This window comes from Pseudomonas sp. MWU12-2319 (assembly GCF_023242525.1).
GTDB classification, from domain to species: domain Bacteria; phylum Pseudomonadota; class Gammaproteobacteria; order Pseudomonadales; family Pseudomonadaceae; genus Aquipseudomonas; species Aquipseudomonas gingeri_D.
This window is the reverse complement of record NZ_JALJES010000002.1, coordinates 430,484-450,282: the sequence shown is the minus strand read 5'-3', so window position 1 is coordinate 450,282 and position 19,799 is coordinate 430,484. Positions and strand designations below refer to the sequence as shown.

Sequence of the window (19,799 nt, the reverse complement as noted above, 5' to 3'; positions counted from 1 at the left end):
TTGTGGACGATGGAGGGTCGACACTCCTTCCCCGCACGGCCAGATGAAAAAGCCATTATCGTGATTGTGAACCGACAACTTCCTTATTGGATGCCAACAACTCCGGAATCGCGCCTTTGAGAAACTCGACCCAGGTTTTTATCTTGGCATCGACGAACTTTCGCGAAGGATAGATTGCAAACAGATTCAACTCTTCAAGATGATGGTTGGGCAGTACCCGCACCAATGTTCCGTTCCTCAGTCCCTCGACAGCCGAAGCAATAGGCTGTATCCCGATCCCCATTCCGCTTTTTATCGCAACGGTCATGCCGTCGGCGGTATTGATGTGCAAGGGAGACAGGGGTGTCGTGACGCTCTCCAGGCCTTCGGGCCCTTCGAATATCCAGTTTTCAGCCGGCATCACCGTGTTCACGATTCTCAGGCAGTCGTGTGAACAAAGATCCCCCGGAGACTCGGGATGCCCGCGTTTTTCCAGGTAGGCGGGCGACGCACACAGAATGCTGTAGGTGCTACCGAGCCGCTGGGCGACAAAGCCTGAATCGGGCAAATCCCGCGCCAGCACAATCGACATGTCATAGCCCTCCTCCAGCAAGTCAGGCAGCCGATTGGTCAGGACCAGATCAAACATCACCGAGGGATGGGTCTCTCGATACCTGGCAATGGCCTGGATCACATAGTGATTGCCGATGGCCGACATGGCGTGAATCTTCAGCCTGCCGGCCGGCATGACTTGAGCGGTACCGGCTTCCTCTTCCGCTTCACGCACCTCATCGAGGATTTTCTCGCAGCGCTGCAAATAACGCACACCGGCTTCGGTGAGTGCCAGGCGCCGGGTCGTCCGGTTGATCAAGCGGGTTTGCAGCCTGGCCTCAAGGCTGGAGACGGCTTTGGAGACGTTGGCGGTGGTGCTGTTCAGGATCTCGGCGGCCCCGGTAAAGCTGCCGCTTTGAGCGACCACCGTGAAAAAACGCATGGTCTGGAAGACGTCCATCGTTTCCACCTCGGGAAATCAGCAAAAATACCATAGCCCGGTCTGGAGAATGGCTCGTAAAAAAGGGGCGACCCTGCAAAAGCCGCCCCCTGCTTACGCGTTATTTCTTGCGCGGAATAAACCCGGGCACGCCGGTTTCCACTACCGAGTTGAAGCGTATCCGGGTGGTGATATCGTCCCGGATTTCAGCCATGGCCCGATGCGGCAAGGTGGCAATATCGAAGTTTTCCTGGATATGGCTCGGTGTTGCGCTGGTGGTCAGAAAAGCCGTTCCCCGCTGTACCGCCCAGGCCAATGCGACTTGCGCCGGGGTTTTCTGCAAGCGCTGGGCGATTGCGGTCATTACCGGTTCTTCCAGCACATTGGGTTCCATGCCATGCCCCAGTGGCGCAAATGCCAGGAGGATAATCCCGTGCTCCTGGCAGAACTCGAGCAGTTCCCATTCAGGCAGATAAGGGTGGGATTCAACCTGCACGACGGCAGGTTTTATCCGCGCCACGGCCACCAGCGCTTTCAACGCGTCCAGGGTGATATCAGACAAACCGATGGACCTGCACCGGCCTTCATCCACCAGGTGCTCAAGGGCCCTCCAGGTCTCGATCAAGGTGACACCCGAATCGTAGATGACATGCCCCTGAAAATCCCTCGGGTCCTGATCATCGCCGGGCTGAAAGGCAAACGGCGTATGGATCAGGTAGCAATCGATGTAATCCACCTGAAGTCGGCGGCAGCTGGCGGCAAATGCCGGCTCGACGCGCTCGGGACGATGGTTGGTATTCCACAGCTTGGTGGTAATGAACAGCTCTTCTCGCCGAACCTTGCCGGCCTGTAAAACCTCCTGCAGAGCAACACCGACACCTTCTTCGTTGCGATAGCGCTCCGCACAATCGAAATGACGAAAGCCCGTTTCCAACGCGGCCTTGACCGCTTGCGTGGTCACCGAGAGGTCTCGAAACAGCGTGCCAAAACCAACGGCCGGCATCTCGCCAGTTCCGTGGGCAATAGGGAATTTGGTGTCGCGAAGCGCATCGTGATAAGTCATGCCTTTACTCCATTGCCTGGGGCCACCACCGCAACCGCGGCAGTGACCATTCATAAAATCTCGAGAGGCCGGCCAGTTCGCGGAAACGGTCCGCCAAGACATGGCTCGGCTATGGATTCGGCCTTGCCGCTGTCAGCGACCCGCCACTTTTTGCTCAAGCACACCGACGGAGTTACCGCCCAGCGCCACGAACAAGCGCACCGTGTCGAGATACCGCGCGGTCTTCACGCGGATCTGTCCCAGCAGCGCCTGTTGATACGCACGCTCGGCCTCCAGCACTTGAAGAACACTGTTCTCGCCTTGCGCATAGGCCTGTTGGTTCAAGCGCAAACTGGTTTCGGCGGCGCGCAGCGCGTCCCCTTGGGCGAGGTTTTCCTGCTCGTCATGGTTGATGGCCTGCAACGTGTCAGCGACCTGGCCGAAGGATTGGATGACCGTCTGCTGGTAGCCGGCGAGAGACGCCTTGTAGCCGTCGACGGCTGCCTGGCGTTCAGCCTTGAGCGTTCCGCCATCGAAGATCGGCCCCGCCAGTCCCGCCGCAAAGCCCCAGAGCGCCGCGCCGCCATTGCCGGAAGCGCCCTGCGCCAACGATGCGGAAAGCTCGACATGCGGATACAGGTTCGCGGTCGCGATCCCCACGGCGGCACTGGCCATCTGCAAGTCAGCCTCGGCTTGCCGGACATCGGGCCGGTCGTGGGCCATTTCCGAGGGCAGGCTGACCGGCACACCGGAGGGCAAGGCAAATTCGGCCAGGTCGAAGTCCGGCGCAATCCAGTCGGCCGGCCCCTTCCCGGTCAGAATCGACAGCGCATGACGTGCCGCATCCCGCTGCTGGGCCAGGGACGGCAACAGCGTGCGATCCTGCGCCAAGCGTGTCTCGGCCAGCGCAACATCGACCTGCGTGGTGCTGCCATTGAGGTGGGCCATGCGCACCAGCTCAAGATTCCGGGTGTCATCGGCCAGCAGTTTCTCGACCGCCGCCATTTGCGCGTTGGCAGAGGCCACCAGCAGCGCCTGGCTGGCGACGTTGCCGGTCAGGCTCAGATACGCCGCCTCGTAGCGATGCGTCTGAAGATCAACCAAAGCCGCTTGTTGTTCGACCCGCCGCTTGTTACCACCGAACGCATCCAGGTCGAAGCTGACTTGAGGCCCGATGCTGTAGAAGTTGGCCACCGATGGGTCGGCGGCGGTATGGACCCGCTGGCGACCGGCCTGGGCGGCAAAATCGACCCGCGGATAGAGCGCGCCTTGCGCCGCAACCACGGACGAAGCCGCCTGCCGGAGCGTCGCGTCAACCGCCACCAGCTCAAGATTGCCCTCGATTGCCCGACGGACAACCCGGTCGAGCTTGGGTGATTGAAAGGCCGACCACCAGTCACCGTTGATCTTCTGGCCCAGGTCAATCCGGCCCTTCTGACCGAGGCCCTGCTCGGCCTGCTGGTCATAGTGCTGCGACGCGCTTTCCGAGGGTGCCTTGTAGTCAGGGCCGACGGTACAGGCGGACAGGAAAAAAGCCGCCGACACCGCACCGACCGTCGTCGGGAAGAGGTGTCTGTTGAGGACGAATGCATTGGGTTTCATTTGCCAGACTCCACGAAAACTAGTTGGTCGGAACGGGTTTGCGAAGCAACACCACCAGCGGACTCACCAGCAGCATCACCCACAGCAAAATCTTGAATTGGTCGACGATGGCGATGAAGGCCGCCTGGCCGGTGATCATTTCGTTGAGCGCGCCCAGCGCCGGCAAGGACGTCGAGGCGGCCATGCGATACGCGGTCAGATGACTGGCCAGCGCCTGATGCATCGCCTGCGTGTTGTTGAAGAAACAGGCCTGCACCACCGCCACGCCCAGGGTGCTGCCATAGACACGGGCCAGATTGAAAAAGCCCGTCCCTTCCGGGCGCAGCTTCGGGTCCAGGGTGCTGAACGCCACCTTGCTCAGCGCCGGCATCAATACCCCGAGACCGGCGCCCTGGAGCGAACCGGCAACCGCCACCGGCCAGCCGTCCATCAAGGGTGAATAACCGAGCATCAGCCAGTTGGCATAGATCACCATGGCGATGCCCCCCGCCACGAAGGGCCGGCGGTCGAAACGTTCGGGAACACGGCCCATCAGCAGGAACGCACCGACCAACCCGACACCCCGCGGTATCGTCAGGTAGCCCGTGGTGTCAGGCGGAAAACCGAGCAGTTCATCCAGCATCGGCGAGGTCAGCGCCATGGTCGACAGCAGCACAAAACCGAGGGCGAAAAACATCACGGTCGACAGCACGAAGTTGCGATCCCGGAACAAGCCCTTGCTGAGGAAATGCACCTTGGCGGTCAGCACATGCACCACGAACAGGTAGAGCCCCAGCGCACAGGCCAGGGCTTCCAGCCAGATTTCCAGCGAGTCGAACCACTCCAGGCGCTCCCCACGGTCGAGCAGCATTTGCAGGCCGATCATGCCGAGCGTGAAGCTACCGAAACCGAAGAAGTCAAAGGGCGGACGTTTCTCGGCCTTTTTCTCCGGCAACAAAAATGTCACCACGAGGAAGATGAACAGCGACAACGGAACGCTGATGTAGAAGATCGAACGCCAACCGTAAAGCTCGCCAAGCCAGCCACCGAGACTCGGGCCACTGACGATGCCCAGCAGCACAATGGCCGTCCATATCGGGCCAAAGGTCCCGCGCCGTGCGGGCGGTAAAGTCTCCATGGCAATCGCCATCGACAGCGGTGCCAGCACGCCACTCGCGGCGCCCTGGATAATCCGTGCACCGACGAACTCCAGCGGCGTCGTTGCCTGGGTCGCGAGCAACAAACCCAGGACAAAGCCGGCTATCGCGGCTTGATACACCCGCTTCAAACCGAATCTCCCGGCAAGCCACTGCGCCAGCGGCAGGGTGATCGCGCTCGCCGCCAGATACGAAGTGAAGACCCAACCCGCCTGGTCATCACTCATCGACATCGCCCCCTGGATAAACCGGAGCACCGCATTCGGCAGCGGCAGGCTGGCGGACTGCATATAGGTCACGAACAGCGCGGCAAACCTGAGCGTAAGCGCGCCCTCTTCTCCGGGCTTGGCGTTCATTGGTCAGTCCCCGCGCTCAACAGCGCCGCGATCGGCTTCCACCAGGACGAGCGATAGCCGGTATCGACCTGGACCGTGGCGCTGGTGCCGGAGAACAACGGCAGATCCGGATCGGCTTGATCGAGTTCAAGTCGAACCGGAACCCGCTGGACCACCTTGACCCAGTTGCCGGTGGCATTTTCCGGCGGCAACAGGGCGAAGTCCGCGCCGGCCCCCGGGCTCATGCTGATCACGTGGGCCTTGAAGGCGTGCCCCGGATAGGTGTCAATACGGATCATCGCGGCCTGGCCCGGATGCATATGGGTCACCTCCGTTTCACGGAAGTTGGCCTCGACCCAAACCCGCCGAGACAGCAGGGCAAAAGCTGGCGCCCCATTGCTGACATAGTTGCCCACCTGCAAATCGTCGACCTTGGCGACGATGCCATCGTCCGGCGCATACACCGTCGCGTAGGAAAGATAGAGCTGCGCCTCATCCAGCTGCGCCTTGGCCTCACGAATCGCCGGGTGGCTGTCGACGTCGATATCCGGATTGCCGTTCAGCGCAACCACCGTGCTGGCGATCTGTTGTTCGATAGACGCCACGTGCTGCCGCGCCATTTTAAGGTCGGTGTCCGCGCGCTCATAAACAGAGCGCGAGACAAACTCGGTCGCCACCAGCGCCTGCTTGCGGGTGAGCTCCTTTTGGTCGAAGCCGGCCGACTCCTTGGCCGATTGCAGTTCGGCCTGTTGCTGGCGGTAGCTGCTCTTGAGTCCCTGGATACGCAGCCGCGCTACGTTCAGTTGGGCTTCGGCGCGGTTGACCGCGATCTGGAACGGCTCCGGATTGATCCGAAACAGCACCTGGCCCTTGCGTACCGGCTGATTGTCCTCAACGGCGATGTCCACCACCTGCCCGGAAACCCGGGCATTGACCGAGGCCTTCGCCACCCGGGCGTAGGCATTATCGGTCGAGACATAGGGTTCGCCGGCCAGATAGCGGGCATACCCGACGGCCGCGAAAAGCACTGGAACACCCACCATCAGCCATGGCCGCAACCGCTCCTTGAACGGTTTGCGGACAAGCGTACCAGCCGGGTTCGGCCCTGGATGCTCAAAGGTCTGCGAAGCGGGGATGTCGAACTGTTGGGTCATGATCGAATGCACCTTTAACCGGGAAATCGGGGTCGCTGTGAGAAAGCAGTCCATGCGCGGCCTGGAGGGTGTCTCCAGGGCACCTGTTTCATCGCAGCACCACCCGGTTCGAGCTCCGCCACAACAAATCCGAGATTCAGGAACTTATGGTTCCTTAATTTTGTGCGATGGTGTAAGAATATCCCCACGCAAGCCTTCACTCAAGGATTTTTATACAACATGGCACAAAATAAAGTCACCGAAGCCAAAGGCCGCGGCCGGCCTCGTGCGTATGACCCGCAGACCGCGCTGCAGCAGGCGCTTGGGGTTTTCTGGAGCACCGGGTATGCCGGCGCGTCACTGGACAGCATCGCCACGGCGGCGGGCATGAACCGTCCCAGTCTCTATGCGGCGTTCGGCGACAAGCATGCCCTCTATATCAAGGCGTTCGAGCAGTATTGGGCGCAGGCCTGCGCCGCCGTGCACGAGGCCCTGACGGACAGCACGCTGACCTTGCGCGAGGCGTTGCTGGGTTTCTACGAGGGGCAGTTGTCGATCTATTTCTCGGGTGACGGTCAGCCACGGGGCTGCTTCGTGATCGGCACGGCCACCACCGAGGCTGCCGAAGACCGTGAAATACGTGACCTGCTTGCGGATCGCCTGAGCCAGCTCGACGCCGATCTCGAAGCGCGCCTGCGCCTGGCCGTCGCCGCTGGCGAATTGAAAGGCGATGCCGACCCGGCCGCCCTTGCCGTACTCGCCTCCTCCCTGCTGCACAGCCTTTCGATACGGGCTCGGGCGGGCAAACCCCGCGCCGAATTGACGGAGCTGGCACGCAATGCGGTCAAGGTGATCTGCGGATGAGCTCGAACGAGGTGCTCGGCACCCGCCGGGCTTGCGAGGTGTGGGGTGGCTGAAAGACTCGAAGACATTCTTGATGAAGGCCTTGCGGTGATTTTCTGCGGTATCAATCCGGGACTACTGGCCGCCGCCCAGGGGCATCACTTTGCCGGCAGAAGCAATCGTTTCTGGCGCACGCTGCATCTGGCCGGCTTTACCCCTGAGGAAATCCGCCCGGAAAACGACCGGACAATCCTGCAGCATGGGTGTGGATTGACCGCCGTGGTTGAACGGCCCACGGCGCGCGCGGATCAGCTGTCTCCCGCTGAATTCACCGCCATCGCCAGGGACTTTGAGCACAAGATCGCCCGCTACGCCCCGCGCTTCGTGGCCTTTCTCGGCAAGGCGGCGTACTGCGGCTTGTCCGGCCAACGAGACATCGCCTGGGGACTTCAGCCACAGACCTTCGGCCATGCGGCGGTCTGGGTGCTGCCCAATCCCAGTGGGCGTAATCGTGCGTTCAGCCTCGATCAATTGGTGGCGGCGTACCGTCAACTGCATCTGGCGGCACTCGGGCACCTTTCGGTCCTGGAAGTGGCTGAATCCTAATTTCTCGATATCCCGGCCTACTTATCAAATTGCGCCTGCCCATCCGCGACGGCCTAATTAGAGCTTTGTTAACCAAGGCTCCCGAATGGAACATATACGAGCTTCAAGCACCCACGCCGCAGGGTTGATGGTCAGTGTGGTATTGGTCGCCCTCAATCTGCGGCCGTCGATGGCCGCGGTCGGGCCCTTGCTGTCGGCGATTCGCGGGGATATCCCCTTGAGTTTCAGCGCCGCATCGTTGCTGACCATGCTGCCGGTCATGGCGATGGGTTTGGCCATGTTCCTCGGCATGCGCATCGCCCAGCGCTTCGGCGAACACCGCACCATCGTCCTGTCTTTGCTGGTCATCGGCCTGGCGACGGCTTCGCGACTCTACCTGGACAGCACCGTCGAGCTGATCCTCAGTGCGGTACTCGCGGGCCTCGGGATCGCCCTGATCCAAGCGGTGATGCCGGCGCTGATCAAGTCGCGCTTCAGCCACAACGTCTCGCTGTTCATGGGGATCTACGTGACCTCGATCATGGGCGGCGCGGCGCTCGCGGCGTCGTTCTCGCCGTTCGTCCTGGCACAGACTGGAAGCTGGCGGATCAGCCTCGCCATCTGGGCGCTGCTGGCGCTGGTCAGCCTGGTGGTCTGGTTCGCCCAGCGCTCGGCGGTTCCGCACTTGCCGCAGGCCTCGACGAGCCACCAACAGGAGTCATTCTTCAGCAATTCGAGGGCCTGGCTGCTGGCGATCTTCTTCGGCCTGGGCACGGCGTCCTACACCTGCGTGCTGGCCTGGCTGGCGCCCTACTACGTGGAAAAAGGCTGGAGCGAACAAAGCGCCGGCTTGCTGCTGGGCCTGCTGACCGCCATGGAAGTAGTGTCCGGCCTGGTCACCCCGGTAATCGCCAACCGCAGCCAGGACCGACGCCTGGTGCTGGCGGTCTTGCTGGCGTTGATCATCGCCGGTTTCTGCGGCCTGATCCTCAGCCCGCAACGCTTCACCCTGCTCTGGCCATGCCTGCTGGGCCTGGGTATCGGCGGGTTGTTCCCGATGAGCCTGATCGTTTCCCTCGACCACCTGGACAACCCGCGTCGTGCCGGCGGCCTGACCGCCTTCGTGCAAGGGATCGGTTATCTGATCGCCGGGCTCTCGCCGCTGATTGCCGGGGTGATTCGTGACCAGCTGGGCAGCTTCGAGTGGGCCTGGTGGTCACTGACGGCGGTGATGGCCGTGATGATCGTGATGGTCCTGCGCTTCAATCCGAAGCACTACGCACAGCACATCCACTAGTCGTCGCGGTCCTTTCCTGGCTGATCAGCCTGCCATTGGAAATGGGGTTACGTGGAAACGTTCTTCAGGGAACAAAGGGGTCATTTGCCCCTGCCTTCAACCACGGGCGCAGCGCTGTCGGATCCACCCGATCCGACAGGTACAGGGGCGCGCCGTCAGCGCGGTAGCGGACCAGGGCGGCAAAGGCACCATAGTTGGCGACTTGCCGTTGCCCTTCGAACAAGGCCGGTAGCCCCGGGCAATGCTGGCCGGCGGCGTCCCGCCAGTTGGCAATATTCATGTTCATCCCGCGTGGGCCTGAAGGACCGAGGCGTCGCTGACGACCACAAAGAGGGAGATACAATCATGAATCATGGCGATTTTCTTCTTGGCAAGGATAACGCGAGGGCCAAGCCTTTATAGTGAAGGGGTCGCCCACAGGCTATTTAAAAAACAAATCCCATCCCCTAATATCTCAATCGGCTGCTTGTCTACAAACATGAGCAAAAGTAACGCCTATGGAACCTGACCGAGACGGATTTTATGCTCAATAGCAATTTGCTCAGAAAGCTGGACATGCAGGACCTGATGGTATTCGTCGCGGTTTATGAGCAGAGCAGCGTCACCGAGGTTTCCGAAACCCTTTGCGTCAGCCAGTCCACGGTCAGCTACTGCCTGAAAAAGCTGCGGACCAGCTTCGAGGACGAGTTGTTCATCCACACCCGTAATGCCATGTGGCCGACCAGCAAGGCCACCAGCATGTACAGCCATGTGGTCAACATTATAAAAAACATCAACCTGTGTCATTCCGGAGTCAACGTATTTGACCCGACCGAAAAAGAGATCACTTTTAATATTTGCGCACCGGAGTACTTCGAACTCCTGATCCTCCCCGACCTACTGAAAAGTTTTATCAAGAGCAACCTGCCGATCATTGTGAACACCCACAAGTTCCACAAGGATGTTCCGGTCGAACAATTGGTCGACGGTCGTATTGACCTGGTGATTTGTGCCGGTCCGAACTTTCATCGTGACGCCAAGCCCTTCAAATCAAAGATCCTGCTGGACGATGACCTGGTGTGCGTGGTCGACAAGCATTTCACGCCGCCAGAGAACAGGTTCAACCTGGACACCTTTGTCGCGCGCCAGCATATCTTTCCGACGCCCTGGACCTCAGACACCAACATGGTGGATGGCTGGCTCGGCAAACAGGGCTATACCCGGCAGATAGTCGCCCGCGCCAACAGTTATGTGGCGGCACTTGAAATGCTCAGTGGAACCGATCTCGTTCTGATGTTGCCTCGCCGTCTCCAGAGGCGGATCTGTGATGAAACCAAGTTCGCGTTTTGCAAGCCGCCGGCGGGTTTGCCCAATTTCACCATCGACATGTTGTGGGACAGGAAAGCCGAGCAAAACAGTGCCAATACCTGGCTGCGTGAGCAGATTGCCAAGGTTTGTGCCTAGGGGCGGGTAGATGACGCCTGGAGTCCACGAGTGCTCATGGATTTGGAGTTCTTTATCAGGTCGCATTATTTCGGACAGTACATTGGTCTCCAGAATGATCACGCATCGAAATTCGAACGCATTTTGAGCATTGATTGCAATCAAGACAGTTCCTTTACGATCTTGAATGCATCTTGCAACCCATGCACCGTCAGCGCACCCCTCTGGCAACAGCCAGCAAAACACCAAAACCCACCAGCAACCCGCCGAACGCGCGGTCGATCCAGTGACGCACCGCCATCAACCGTTCACGCACGGCGCTCGCCGAAAAGCACAAGGCCACCACACTGAACCAGGCCATATGCGCACCCGAGATAAAAGCCCCGTAGCCGATCTGCACGGCCAGCGGCGTATCGGGACGTACCACTTGCATGAACAGGCTGATGATAAAGATCGTCGTCTTCGGGTTCAGGACATTGGTCAGGAAACCCGTGCGCAGCGCGGCAAAGTCCGACAGTGGTGCGACAGCGCTCTCGGCCAGCGTTCCGCTGGGCTGGGTCCGCAACATCTTCACCCCCAGCCAGATCAGGTACGCAGCCCCTGCCAGCTTGATGGTGTTGAACAACCACAGCGACTGCTGGATCAGCAGCCCCAAACCAATCAGCGTATAGCTGACGTGGACCAGCACGCCCAGCCCGATGCCCAGGGCCGTGAGCACGCCCGCTCGACGGGACAACATCAGGCTGTTACGCGTCACCATGGCGAAATCGGGGCCAGGGCTGATGACAGCCAACAGGGTAATGGAGATCACCGCCAAGAGTTCCGCCATGGCCAATCCTCTGGAAAACGTAAAAGTTAGCGTGATCATAAACGAATAGCCTGCGGACCAGAAACGCTGATGACTCATATTTCATTGGGTGGCCGGGACCCGGCACGCTATCGTAGCGCTCTAAAGCCCTGCTCTTTTAAAGTGATCCAATCCAAATCAGCACTTGGAGTAACAGAAGATGATGGCGAGCCCATACAAACTGATCAGCACCAAATCCATTATCAACTTCACAGCCGCTATCACCATGACACTCAGTTGCACCTACGCCTTTTCACTCGATGCCAGCAAAGCACCAGGCCATAACTTTCCAACGCTGACCAGCTCGTACCTTCTCCAGGATTTCAATGACGCCAACCTGCCAGAAGAAATATCGATAACCAACAACTTGCAGAATTCATATTTCTACACAAACTGCTACACATCAAACAATTGTCACAAAGGCGTGCCTGAGGGCGCCATCATTTTCAGCACACCCTCAGGACTCAAAGCCACCGCCCACAGCGACTACCCCCGCGTTGAGCTGAGAGCCAAGAGAGAATTCACCATCGGCGGCCCACTGAATGCCAACCAATCCGGTGAAGCCTATATCGTGCAGAACCCACACACCAAGTCCATTATCTTCGCGCAGATTCATGGGGATAAACCAGGTGGATCGGAGCTGCTCAAGCTCCGCTGGAAGGACGGCGCCATTATTGCGGGAACAAAAACGCACTATGGCGACAACGAGAGCCGATCAACCTTGTTATCCGGCATCAGCCTTAACGACAAAATAGATTACACGATAGAAGCCAAAGGCTCTGACAATGAAATGACCTTGCAGGTTAAGGTGACAGCGGCGGGTCAGACATCAAGCAAGACGTTCATCTTTCCGAAGTCAGGATGGGACGGCGTAAATTTGTATTTCAAAGCCGGGAATTACAATCAAACCGCTGACACCACCGGGGATGTAGCTATTGTGGCGTACAGCGCCCTGAATATTAATTACGAATAAAAAATGGAAGAAGCGCAAACATTGGCACAGCGGCTAGTATCAGGGCACCGGTGTCAGGACGGGGCTTCCTGAGAAATACGCCGTCAGGTTTTCAATGACCAGATGCAGCGTGGCGGTGACCGCTTCCGGTGAGCGCCCCGCTATATGCGGCGTCAGGATCAAGTTATTCAGGTTGGCAAATGCCGCCGGCACCTCAGGCTCGCCTTCCACGACATCCAGTGCCGCCCCGGCAATTTCCCTGTTTGTCAGTGCCGAGATAAGTGCAACGGTATCCACCACGCTGCCTCGGGCGATATTGACCAGATAGCCGTCGGGGCCAAGGGCTTTCAGTACCGTGGTGTCGACCAGATGAAATGTCCCCGCACCACCGGGCGTGGCCACGATCAGGAAATCGGCCCAGCTTGCCAAGGCCACCGGCGTATCAAAATAGGTGAAGGGCGAGTCGTGTCGTGGATGACGGCTGTGATACCCCACCGACATCTCGAATCCGCCGACGCCACGCCGGGCAATCTGCTGCCCGATATTGCCCAACCCCAGGATCCCCAGTTTCTTTTTCGAGAGCATGGGACGTGGCTGTCTGGAGTGGGCCCATTGGCCGTGACGAACGGCGGCGTCGGCTTGCGGAATGCCTCTGACAATGGCCATCAACAAGGCGATCGCATGGTCAGCGACCGAGGCGTCATTGGTGCCGGGGCCGTGTGTCACGACGATGTCGCGTGCACGAGCCGCAACCAGATCGACCTTTTCGTAGCCCGCGCCCTGGGCGCAGATGATCTTGAGTTGAGGCAGGGAGGCCATTTCGTCGGCCGAGAGTCCCGTAGACCCGTTTGTCAGAACGGCTTGAATCTGAGGGCCGAGCGCCTTGAGCGTGCCGGCCTTCACTTCAGCCGACAACGCCACATGGGTTTTGAAGCCGGCGGCTTCCAGGCGAACAAGACTTTCGGGAGCCAGTTCGATCAGAACCAGGAGATCTCGGACCATGGTCAGGTACTCTTGATTTAGCCTACGCATGTTGGGAGCGTTCAGCCCCATAGACTACATGATTCGTTGCAAGCGACCTGCCCCTCTCTGCTCTGACAGATGCGCATTGTCGTGCAACCAACAACCGTCGGCGAAGTCAGCCTGACCGGTTTCATTGATCAAAATCAAAACTCGAAATCACATTGATATCACGCTGAACAGCACGGGTTGCGCCGGGACAACGCTCAAATCAGCATCGCCAAGCCCTGCAAGCGCCCCTACGGCAAAGGACCGCTGTTATCCACAATAACAATCCGCGGTTTACCCTGAGGTAGTCCTTGATGAATCTCTCTCATTTGCTCAACCGGACCCACTCCTCGTCGTCGGGCACCCTCAGCGTGCTCAGTACCGCCAGTGAACTACAGGCCAAGCTGCAGGCAGTTCGCCTGGAGCCGGTATTCATCTCCGGCTTCGTGTCCCCGCACCTGGACCTTGACCAGATCGCCCGCACGGTCCGCCAGCGTTTCCCGAGCTGCATCATCAGCCTGTGCACCACCTCCGGCGAACTCTGCGGCACGGCCAGCCAGCTCTACTGCCCTACCGGCGAACGCTGGGACCGGGTCGTGCTGCAGTTGTTCGATCGCAGCGTGATCGCCAGCGCGGAAATCGCCATGGTGTCCCTGGAGTGCGCCGACATCCGCGGCGATAGCAAACGCATCAGCATGCGCGAGCGCATCTCCCGCCTGGTACACAACCTCAAGGCGGCGCAAGTCCGCACCCAGATTGACCAGCGTGACACCCTGGCCTACATCCTCTTCGATGGCCTCTCGGCGTCCGAATCCTTCTTTATGGAAGCCCTTTACGAATCCGGCCGTTTCCCCTGCCTGTTCGTCGGTGGCTCGGCGGGCGGCAAGGGCGATTTCAAGAAAACCCTGATCCATGACGGCAACCGCAGTTACGAGAACCACGCCCAGATCGTCTTTCTCAAGTGCTCGCCCGGTATCCGTTTTGGCGTATTCAAAAGCCAGAACTTCCAACCCTCGACGCTGACCTTCAGCGTCCTGACCGCGTCCCTGGAAGATCGCACCATTCACCAGGTCATCGACGCCCAAGGCAATATCAAGACCATGGTCCAGGCCCTGGCTGATGCGTTCAAATGCACGCCGCAGACACTGGAGCAGCACCTGGGCGACTACTCCTTCGCCATCCGCGTGGGCCAGGAACTGTTCGTCCGCTCCATCGCCCGCATCGACCCGGCACAAGGCCTGGTGCACCTGTTCTGCGACGTGGCGCCGGGCGAAGAGCTGCTCATGGTCAAACGCACCTCGATCCGCGACGCCACCCGTACCGACTACCAACGCTTCCTGCAGGGCAAGGGCGGCCAGCCGATTGCCGGCATCCTCAACGACTGCATCCTGCGCCGGCTGAACAACGGCGCGGAACTGGACGCCATGACCGGCCTGTTCGGCGACGTGCCGTTGATCGGCTTTTCCACCTTCGGCGAAATCCTGGGGCTCAACCTCAACCAGACCCTGACCGCGATCTTTTTCTTCCGCGTCGCCAAGGGGGCCAGTTTCGAGGATGACTACGTCGACCGCTTCCCGATCCACTACGGCGAATTCAAGGCCTTCTTCCTGCGCCGTCAGATCAAGAAACTGGTGGGCCTCAACCATGTGCTGGTCAAGCAGATAGAAGCCTTCAAGAACAACAACTTCGTCAGCACCCTCGACGTGAGCGGCCTCGACGAAAACCTGCAACCGGTGTTCCACGGCTTGACCGACCTGGGCACCGTGCTCGACCAGGCCAACCGCCATCAGGAACAGATCGCGGGCCAGTTGCAGCACTATTCCCAGGAGCTGCACCTGTCGATGGACGACCTGGCCACCACCATCGACCGGCAACACGACGTCGCCGCCGAAGCGCGCTCGACCTTCGACGGCCTGTCCACCCAGGCCGACGAAGTGGTCGGCGGCGCCCGTGAGCTGGCGCAATCGAGCCTGCGTATCCAATCGATCGTGCAGGTGATCCAGCAGATCGCCGGCCAGACCAACCTGCTCGCCCTCAACGCCGCCATCGAAGCGGCCCGGGCCGGCGAAATGGGCCGAGGCTTTGCCGTGGTGGCCGATGAAGTGCGCAAACTGGCGGAGATCACCCGCAAGAATGCCGGGGAGATCGGCGTGGATATCGATCGACTGTCGTCCGAGATCCAGAAAGTCGCGGTGCAGATCGAAGACCAGTCCACGGCCGTGGGTACCCTGCGCAGCTTGCTCGACGCCCTGGAAGACTCCGGCCAGATGACCGAAGGGACCTCTCGGCGGACCAAGACAATTGCCGATACACTAACGGGGCTGACACGCCGCGGTTGAAGGCCCCCCAGCAATAGCAGACCCCGGGAACGATAGGGCCGCGTAAGCCACGCGCGCCCATCGTCCCCGTGCTTCACCCACGCTACAGGTATTCCCATGTCTATCCGGATCTCATCAAATGCCCACCCGGCCAAAGCCAACGCTTAACCTGCGCACTCTCATCCTGCTGATTGCACTACTCTCCGCAGTCACCACCCTGGCCAACAGTTTCTGGGTTATCTACAAGGTTCAGAAACAGGAACTGATTACCCACGCACTCGATAACAACAAGGACTATGCCTCAAGAATCGCCGCGGGTATCGAGCAAGTCCTCAGCTCCGACATCGACAAGCTCAAATACAGCGCCAGTGTTATCGGCAAGGGTTTTAACGACCAGGGACGCCTGGGTGACGAAGCCCTGCGATTGCTGAATCAGGACAACAGTTTCAACTCCATCCTGATGGCCAACGCCTCCGGCACGGTCGTGGCATCGGCACCAGAGAGTCTGAACATCAATGGCCAGGCGCTGCGCAACACAGAGCCCCTGCAAAGCCGCGAGCCGAAGATCAGCAACGCATTCAAGTCGATCGCCGGCAATCTCGTGATCTTCATCTCTTATCCCGTATTCGGCGCCAGGGGAGAATACCTGGGCCTCGTCGGCGGCACCGTCCGGCTCGACCAGGAAAACGCCCTGCACACCCTGGTCGATCAGCATGTCCGCCATGACGGAGCCTATGTTTATCTGGTCGACAAAACACGTCGCGTGCTCTATCACCCTCGACCCGACAACATCGGCACCATCGTGGGAGATGACCCCATCGTGGATGCCGCCTTGCAAAACAAGAACGGTAGCCTCCAGTCCCACGATGCCAACGGCATCGAAATGCTTGCCGGCTTCGAAACCGTGTCCAGCAGCGGCTGGGGCGTCGTTTCACAGCAGCCGCTCAACAATACCCTGGCGACGCTGAATCACCTGATGATCAAGGTCGGCAAGGGAATCGCCCCGCTGGGACTGCTCGGCCTCGTGCTCATCTGGTGGTCGGGGACGAAGATAGCCAGCCCCCTTTCCCTGCTGGCCAGGTATGCGAAACGCCTGGATGCGCCTGACAGCTACAAGCGCATCAGTGCGGTTTCAGCCTTTTTCAACGAAGCCTGGCAAATCCGTCGGGCCCTGCTGTTCAGCGTCGGCCTGCTGCAGGAAAAGATCAGCCGGCTGAACCGGCAGGCCCAGAGCGATGCGCTGACCGGGCTGGCCAATCGCCGGGCCATGCAAGATGCGCTGACGCTCTGGGAGGAAACCGGTCATTCATTTGCCGTTGTGTCCCTGGACATCGATCACTTCAAGCGGGTAAACGACACCTTCGGTCATGGTGCGGGCGATGAAACCCTTCGAATCGTCGCCGACCTGATGAAACAGAACTCACGGGCGAACGACTTGCCCTGCCGGGTGGGCGGTGAAGAGTTTGTGCTGCTGCTCCCGGACAGCTCGCTCAAGACGGCGGCCGAAGTGGCCGAACGGCTTCGGGTCTCGATCGAAAGCAAAGCCATCGACACCGTCGGACATATCACGGTTTCGTTCGGCGTTGCCCTCTGGACACCAGAGAAGGAATCCGTCGCCGCGGTATTCGACAAGGCGGACAAGCTGCTGTACCGGGCCAAGCAGAACGGCCGCAACTGCGTGATGGTGGAAGAAGCGGAGCTACCCGAGAAAACCTAGACTGGCGCCGGGCCGACAACGTGATCGTTGCTCGGCACACTTGGCCGCCATCAGGGTACATCTCTGCGTCAGTCGTCCAGGCGCAGCCCCATTTGCTCTTCATCATAAAAGCGTCCGCCGACCCACAGCACGCGGGGCTTGATGCCGAAGGACTCGAAGCCAAGCGAGCGATAGAAGTTGCTGGCGGCGAAGTTCTCGGTATTGACGGACAGATGGAGCTGAATGACGCCAGTCGCCCTGGCCTGCGCGACGACGGCTTCGAAGAGTTTGCGCGCGACGCCTTGTCGACGATAAGCCGAATCAACAAAGACGCCCCATACAAAGCCAGTGTGCTCGGCCTGTCGAACAGGCTCACGGTGCAGGCTGGTGACCCCTATCAGGTGTTCTCCGGCAAAGGCCCCGAACACAATCTCATGCACAGTGGCATGAAGCAGGGCCTCGGTTTGCGCCACGGGCCAGGCCAGCTCTTCCTCGGCCGTTGGCCACATGGTGGAGGGGGCATCGACAATCGCGCGAAGGCGGATTTCCCTGTACGGTTGCGCATCAATCTCCGACAGCGGCCTGATGATGATATGGCTGTCTTGCATAGACGCGAAACCTCTTCTGCGAATTGAAAGCCAAGTTCCGGCATGCGGTGTCAGGCCGGGTGCCTGGCTGTTGAGTCTGAGGACTCTATATAGGGGTATAGCTGAGACCGGCGATATTCGCTGATGCTATGAAACACCTCAAGCTTTCGAACATGAAACTTTTCGAGCAGGCGAAAGGACCGATCAGTCGCTCAGGAGAAGCTTATGGAAGTTGCTCCCGTATGCACAAATCGACACCAGGGAACATGAAAAAACGTGTCAGAAACGGCTACAATCGGATACAAACCCATAAGAGAGTGCTTATTGAAACTGCTCCCATATACAGAAGACGATGGCAACAAGAAAAAAGGAAGTTTAAAAAACACAATGGGGCTTTAATTAACCAGAAATATCCTACAAGCCAACTAACACGGTCTAAAAGGAGTCACCCATTAGCCGGTTCCCGCTTCCGTCTTCGACCAACAACTTGAGCCCGGTCTCCGGAGGTCACGCCGGTAACGCCCTTTCGACGTCCAGTCCTGAATGACCAATGACGTCAAATTGATATTGCAGCTTCAGAATTGTCAGCTAGCCTTATCGGCCAGGACGTTTGAAACCCCGGCCCCAATAGCCGGCCCATAACGATGCTCCTCTTTCATGGAAGAAGACATGACCAGCCCAGGTGTCACCTCGAGTGTGCGACACCTCTTCTGCGCCCTGACAGCCCTTCCCCCGCCGAACCGGGTTGCCCCGGCCTTCGCTGACAGTAGATTTCTTTCTCCTGCACAGGCGCACAGCAGTGCGCGGGTACAGGCGCGGTCGACACCCACCATCTGGTTTCCATAGAGAGAGGCGACATCATGAAGTCATCGCAGCTTGCGCATCCTCCTGTTCCTGTTCCCATTCCCCCGTCCGAAGTGGTCCTCCACCTTCCCAAGGACCAGTACCTGCACGTCGGCGCACCGACTGAATGGTGGTGGCATACCGGCACGCTCAAGGCAGGCGAGCGTGTCTTCGGCTTTGAGATCAACACGGCGGCGTTCTATCCGTTGGGTTTCTTCCAGGTGATGCTGACGGATGTAGAGAACCAGAAGCACTATCAACTGACCTCCTTGATTCCGGGTATCAAGGATTGGGCGGAAAGCGACCCGAGCAAGGACTGGTGGGTGAAACAGACAGGCCTCGACGGTGTGTCCTATGTGACGATGAAAGCGCCGCAGGCTGATCCGACAAAAAACATGCAGGTAGAAGCCGTGATCGTGGACACGGACACCAAGACGGTCGTGAAGTTTTCGTTGAGGATGTCACAGGAAGGACGCCCGCTGTTTGTATGGGGCCATGGTGTGCTGGACTATCCGGAAAAACCGGGTGGCCTGAAGCAGAACAACTACTACTACTCGCTGACACGGATACACACGGAGGGGACACTGACCGTCGGCGACGATGAGTTTGCGGTGAAGGGGCTTACGTGGATGGACCACGAGTATGGCAATTTCGGAGACGCTGCCCACCCGGTCATGTGGTTCCTGCAGGCCATGCAGTTGGACAACGGAGTGCACATCTCGCACTACACGACATTCAGCAAGAGTGCTCCTGCGCCAAAGCTCGATGTCCCGGTGCCGAGCAAGGCAACGATCGAGTTCCCCGATGGAACCACCTACTTCCAGACGGATTGCACGATGACGCCGACCGGAAGAACCTGGACCGGCCCGACCGGCGTGGTGTTCTTCATGGAGTTCAAGGTCGAGATTCCATCGTTCGATGCCGTGCTCCATGTCGTCAGTTTGGTGGATGCGCAAGACTTTCCCTTCCCCACGCTTCCTGGCACCAAGCCCAGTGATACCTATGAAGGCGTGGCCAAGGCCAGCGGTACCTTCAAAGGCAAGCCGGTGCAGGGCACGGCCTGGAACGAGCAACAGTCGTAGGGGGATGGCCCCGATGTCTTTGTTTCAGGCATCGGGGCCGGTCTTGCTTCCACCCTCGGGAGTCTGGAATTTGTTTTGCATCTACCTGGCCGACAAGAACG

The 19,799-nt window shown here is 59.3% G+C and carries 17 protein-coding genes; 8 read left to right on the top strand and 9 right to left on the bottom strand.

From position 1 onward, the window contains the following. Positions 1 to 55: 55 nt before the first annotated feature. The 5 genes from M5C01_RS04720 to M5C01_RS04700 all read right to left on the bottom strand — a co-directional run bounded on the left by M5C01_RS04720 (position 56) and on the right by M5C01_RS04700 (position 6,239). Entirely contained in the window at positions 56 to 991 is a 936-nt protein-coding gene (locus tag M5C01_RS04720) for a LysR family transcriptional regulator (RefSeq protein ID WP_152737457.1), read from the bottom strand. A 100-nt stretch (positions 992 to 1,091) separates the two neighbouring features. Continuing rightward, on the bottom strand, positions 1,092 to 2,033 hold the full coding sequence (locus tag M5C01_RS04715; protein WP_152737456.1) for an aldo/keto reductase: 942 nt from the start codon (positions 2,031 to 2,033) through the stop codon (positions 1,092 to 1,094). Positions 2,034 to 2,165: 132 nt separating this feature from the next. Then, complete coding sequence (locus tag M5C01_RS04710) at positions 2,166 to 3,614, bottom strand: efflux transporter outer membrane subunit (protein ID WP_152737455.1); 1,449 nt, start codon at positions 3,612 to 3,614, stop codon at positions 2,166 to 2,168. 19 nt (positions 3,615 to 3,633) lie between these two features. Then, a complete protein-coding gene (locus tag M5C01_RS04705; protein ID WP_152737454.1) occupies positions 3,634 to 5,106 on the bottom strand; it encodes a DHA2 family efflux MFS transporter permease subunit in 1,473 nt (490 codons plus the stop codon). Beyond that, positions 5,103 to 6,239, bottom strand: a complete 1,137-nt coding sequence (locus M5C01_RS04700; protein ID WP_152737453.1) for an HlyD family secretion protein — start codon at positions 6,237 to 6,239, stop codon at positions 5,103 to 5,105. Before M5C01_RS04700 ends, M5C01_RS04705 begins: the two co-directional genes overlap by 4 nt. Positions 6,240 to 6,458: 219 nt before the next feature. On the opposite strand from M5C01_RS04700, the gene M5C01_RS04695 reads away from it, so the two are divergent. The 3 genes from M5C01_RS04695 to M5C01_RS04685 all read left to right on the top strand — a co-directional run bounded on the left by M5C01_RS04695 (position 6,459) and on the right by M5C01_RS04685 (position 8,943). Continuing rightward, entirely contained in the window at positions 6,459 to 7,082 is a 624-nt protein-coding gene (locus tag M5C01_RS04695; RefSeq protein WP_152737452.1) for a TetR/AcrR family transcriptional regulator, read from the top strand. Between the two features lie 45 nt (positions 7,083 to 7,127). Continuing rightward, positions 7,128 to 7,667: a G/U mismatch-specific DNA glycosylase gene (gene mug / locus M5C01_RS04690; RefSeq protein ID WP_178129758.1), complete on the top strand. Its 540-nt coding sequence runs from the start codon at positions 7,128 to 7,130 to the stop codon at positions 7,665 to 7,667. A gap of 85 nt (positions 7,668 to 7,752) precedes the next feature. Beyond that, on the top strand, positions 7,753 to 8,943 hold the full coding sequence (locus M5C01_RS04685) for a cyanate transporter (protein ID WP_152737451.1): 1,191 nt from the start codon (positions 7,753 to 7,755) through the stop codon (positions 8,941 to 8,943). A 64-nt stretch (positions 8,944 to 9,007) separates the two neighbouring features. Here M5C01_RS04685 and M5C01_RS04680 read toward each other — a convergent pair whose 3' ends face one another. After that, a complete protein-coding gene (locus tag M5C01_RS04680; RefSeq protein ID WP_152737450.1) occupies positions 9,008 to 9,223 on the bottom strand; it encodes a hypothetical protein in 216 nt (71 codons plus the stop codon). Between the two features lie 242 nt (positions 9,224 to 9,465). Here M5C01_RS04680 and M5C01_RS04675 point away from each other — a divergent pair, with 242 nt between their 5' ends. Further along, entirely contained in the window at positions 9,466 to 10,386 is a 921-nt protein-coding gene (locus M5C01_RS04675; RefSeq protein ID WP_152737449.1) for a LysR family transcriptional regulator, read from the top strand. Positions 10,387 to 10,576: 190 nt separating this feature from the next. On the opposite strand, the gene M5C01_RS04670 is transcribed toward M5C01_RS04675, so the two are convergent. Further along, positions 10,577 to 11,194: a LysE family transporter gene (locus M5C01_RS04670; RefSeq protein ID WP_152737448.1), complete on the bottom strand. Its 618-nt coding sequence runs from the start codon at positions 11,192 to 11,194 to the stop codon at positions 10,577 to 10,579. Between the two features lie 178 nt (positions 11,195 to 11,372). On the opposite strand from M5C01_RS04670, the gene M5C01_RS04665 reads away from it, so the two are divergent. Next, complete coding sequence (locus M5C01_RS04665) at positions 11,373 to 12,185, top strand: polysaccharide lyase family 7 protein (RefSeq protein WP_248764282.1); 813 nt, start codon at positions 11,373 to 11,375, stop codon at positions 12,183 to 12,185. A 39-nt stretch (positions 12,186 to 12,224) separates the two neighbouring features. On the opposite strand, the gene M5C01_RS04660 is transcribed toward M5C01_RS04665, so the two are convergent. Continuing rightward, entirely contained in the window at positions 12,225 to 13,166 is a 942-nt protein-coding gene (locus M5C01_RS04660; protein ID WP_152737447.1) for a 2-hydroxyacid dehydrogenase, read from the bottom strand. Positions 13,167 to 13,486: 320 nt separating this feature from the next. On the opposite strand from M5C01_RS04660, the gene M5C01_RS04655 reads away from it, so the two are divergent. Then, on the top strand, positions 13,487 to 15,511 hold the full coding sequence (locus M5C01_RS04655) for a methyl-accepting chemotaxis protein (protein ID WP_152737446.1): 2,025 nt from the start codon (positions 13,487 to 13,489) through the stop codon (positions 15,509 to 15,511). Positions 15,512 to 15,629: 118 nt separating this feature from the next. Next, positions 15,630 to 17,207 (top strand): sensor domain-containing diguanylate cyclase, encoded by a 1,578-nt coding sequence (locus tag M5C01_RS04650; protein WP_152737445.1) that lies wholly within the window; start codon positions 15,630 to 15,632, stop codon positions 17,205 to 17,207. A 68-nt stretch (positions 17,208 to 17,275) separates the two neighbouring features. On the opposite strand, the gene M5C01_RS04645 is transcribed toward M5C01_RS04650, so the two are convergent. Next, a complete protein-coding gene (locus M5C01_RS04645; protein WP_103495754.1) occupies positions 17,276 to 17,794 on the bottom strand; it encodes a GNAT family N-acetyltransferase in 519 nt (172 codons plus the stop codon). Positions 17,795 to 18,633: 839 nt separating this feature from the next. On the opposite strand from M5C01_RS04645, the gene M5C01_RS04640 reads away from it, so the two are divergent. Beyond that, positions 18,634 to 19,698, top strand: coding sequence for a lipocalin-like domain-containing protein (locus M5C01_RS04640; protein WP_103495756.1), 1,065 nt, complete (start codon positions 18,634 to 18,636; stop codon positions 19,696 to 19,698). Positions 19,699 to 19,799 lie beyond the last annotated feature (101 nt).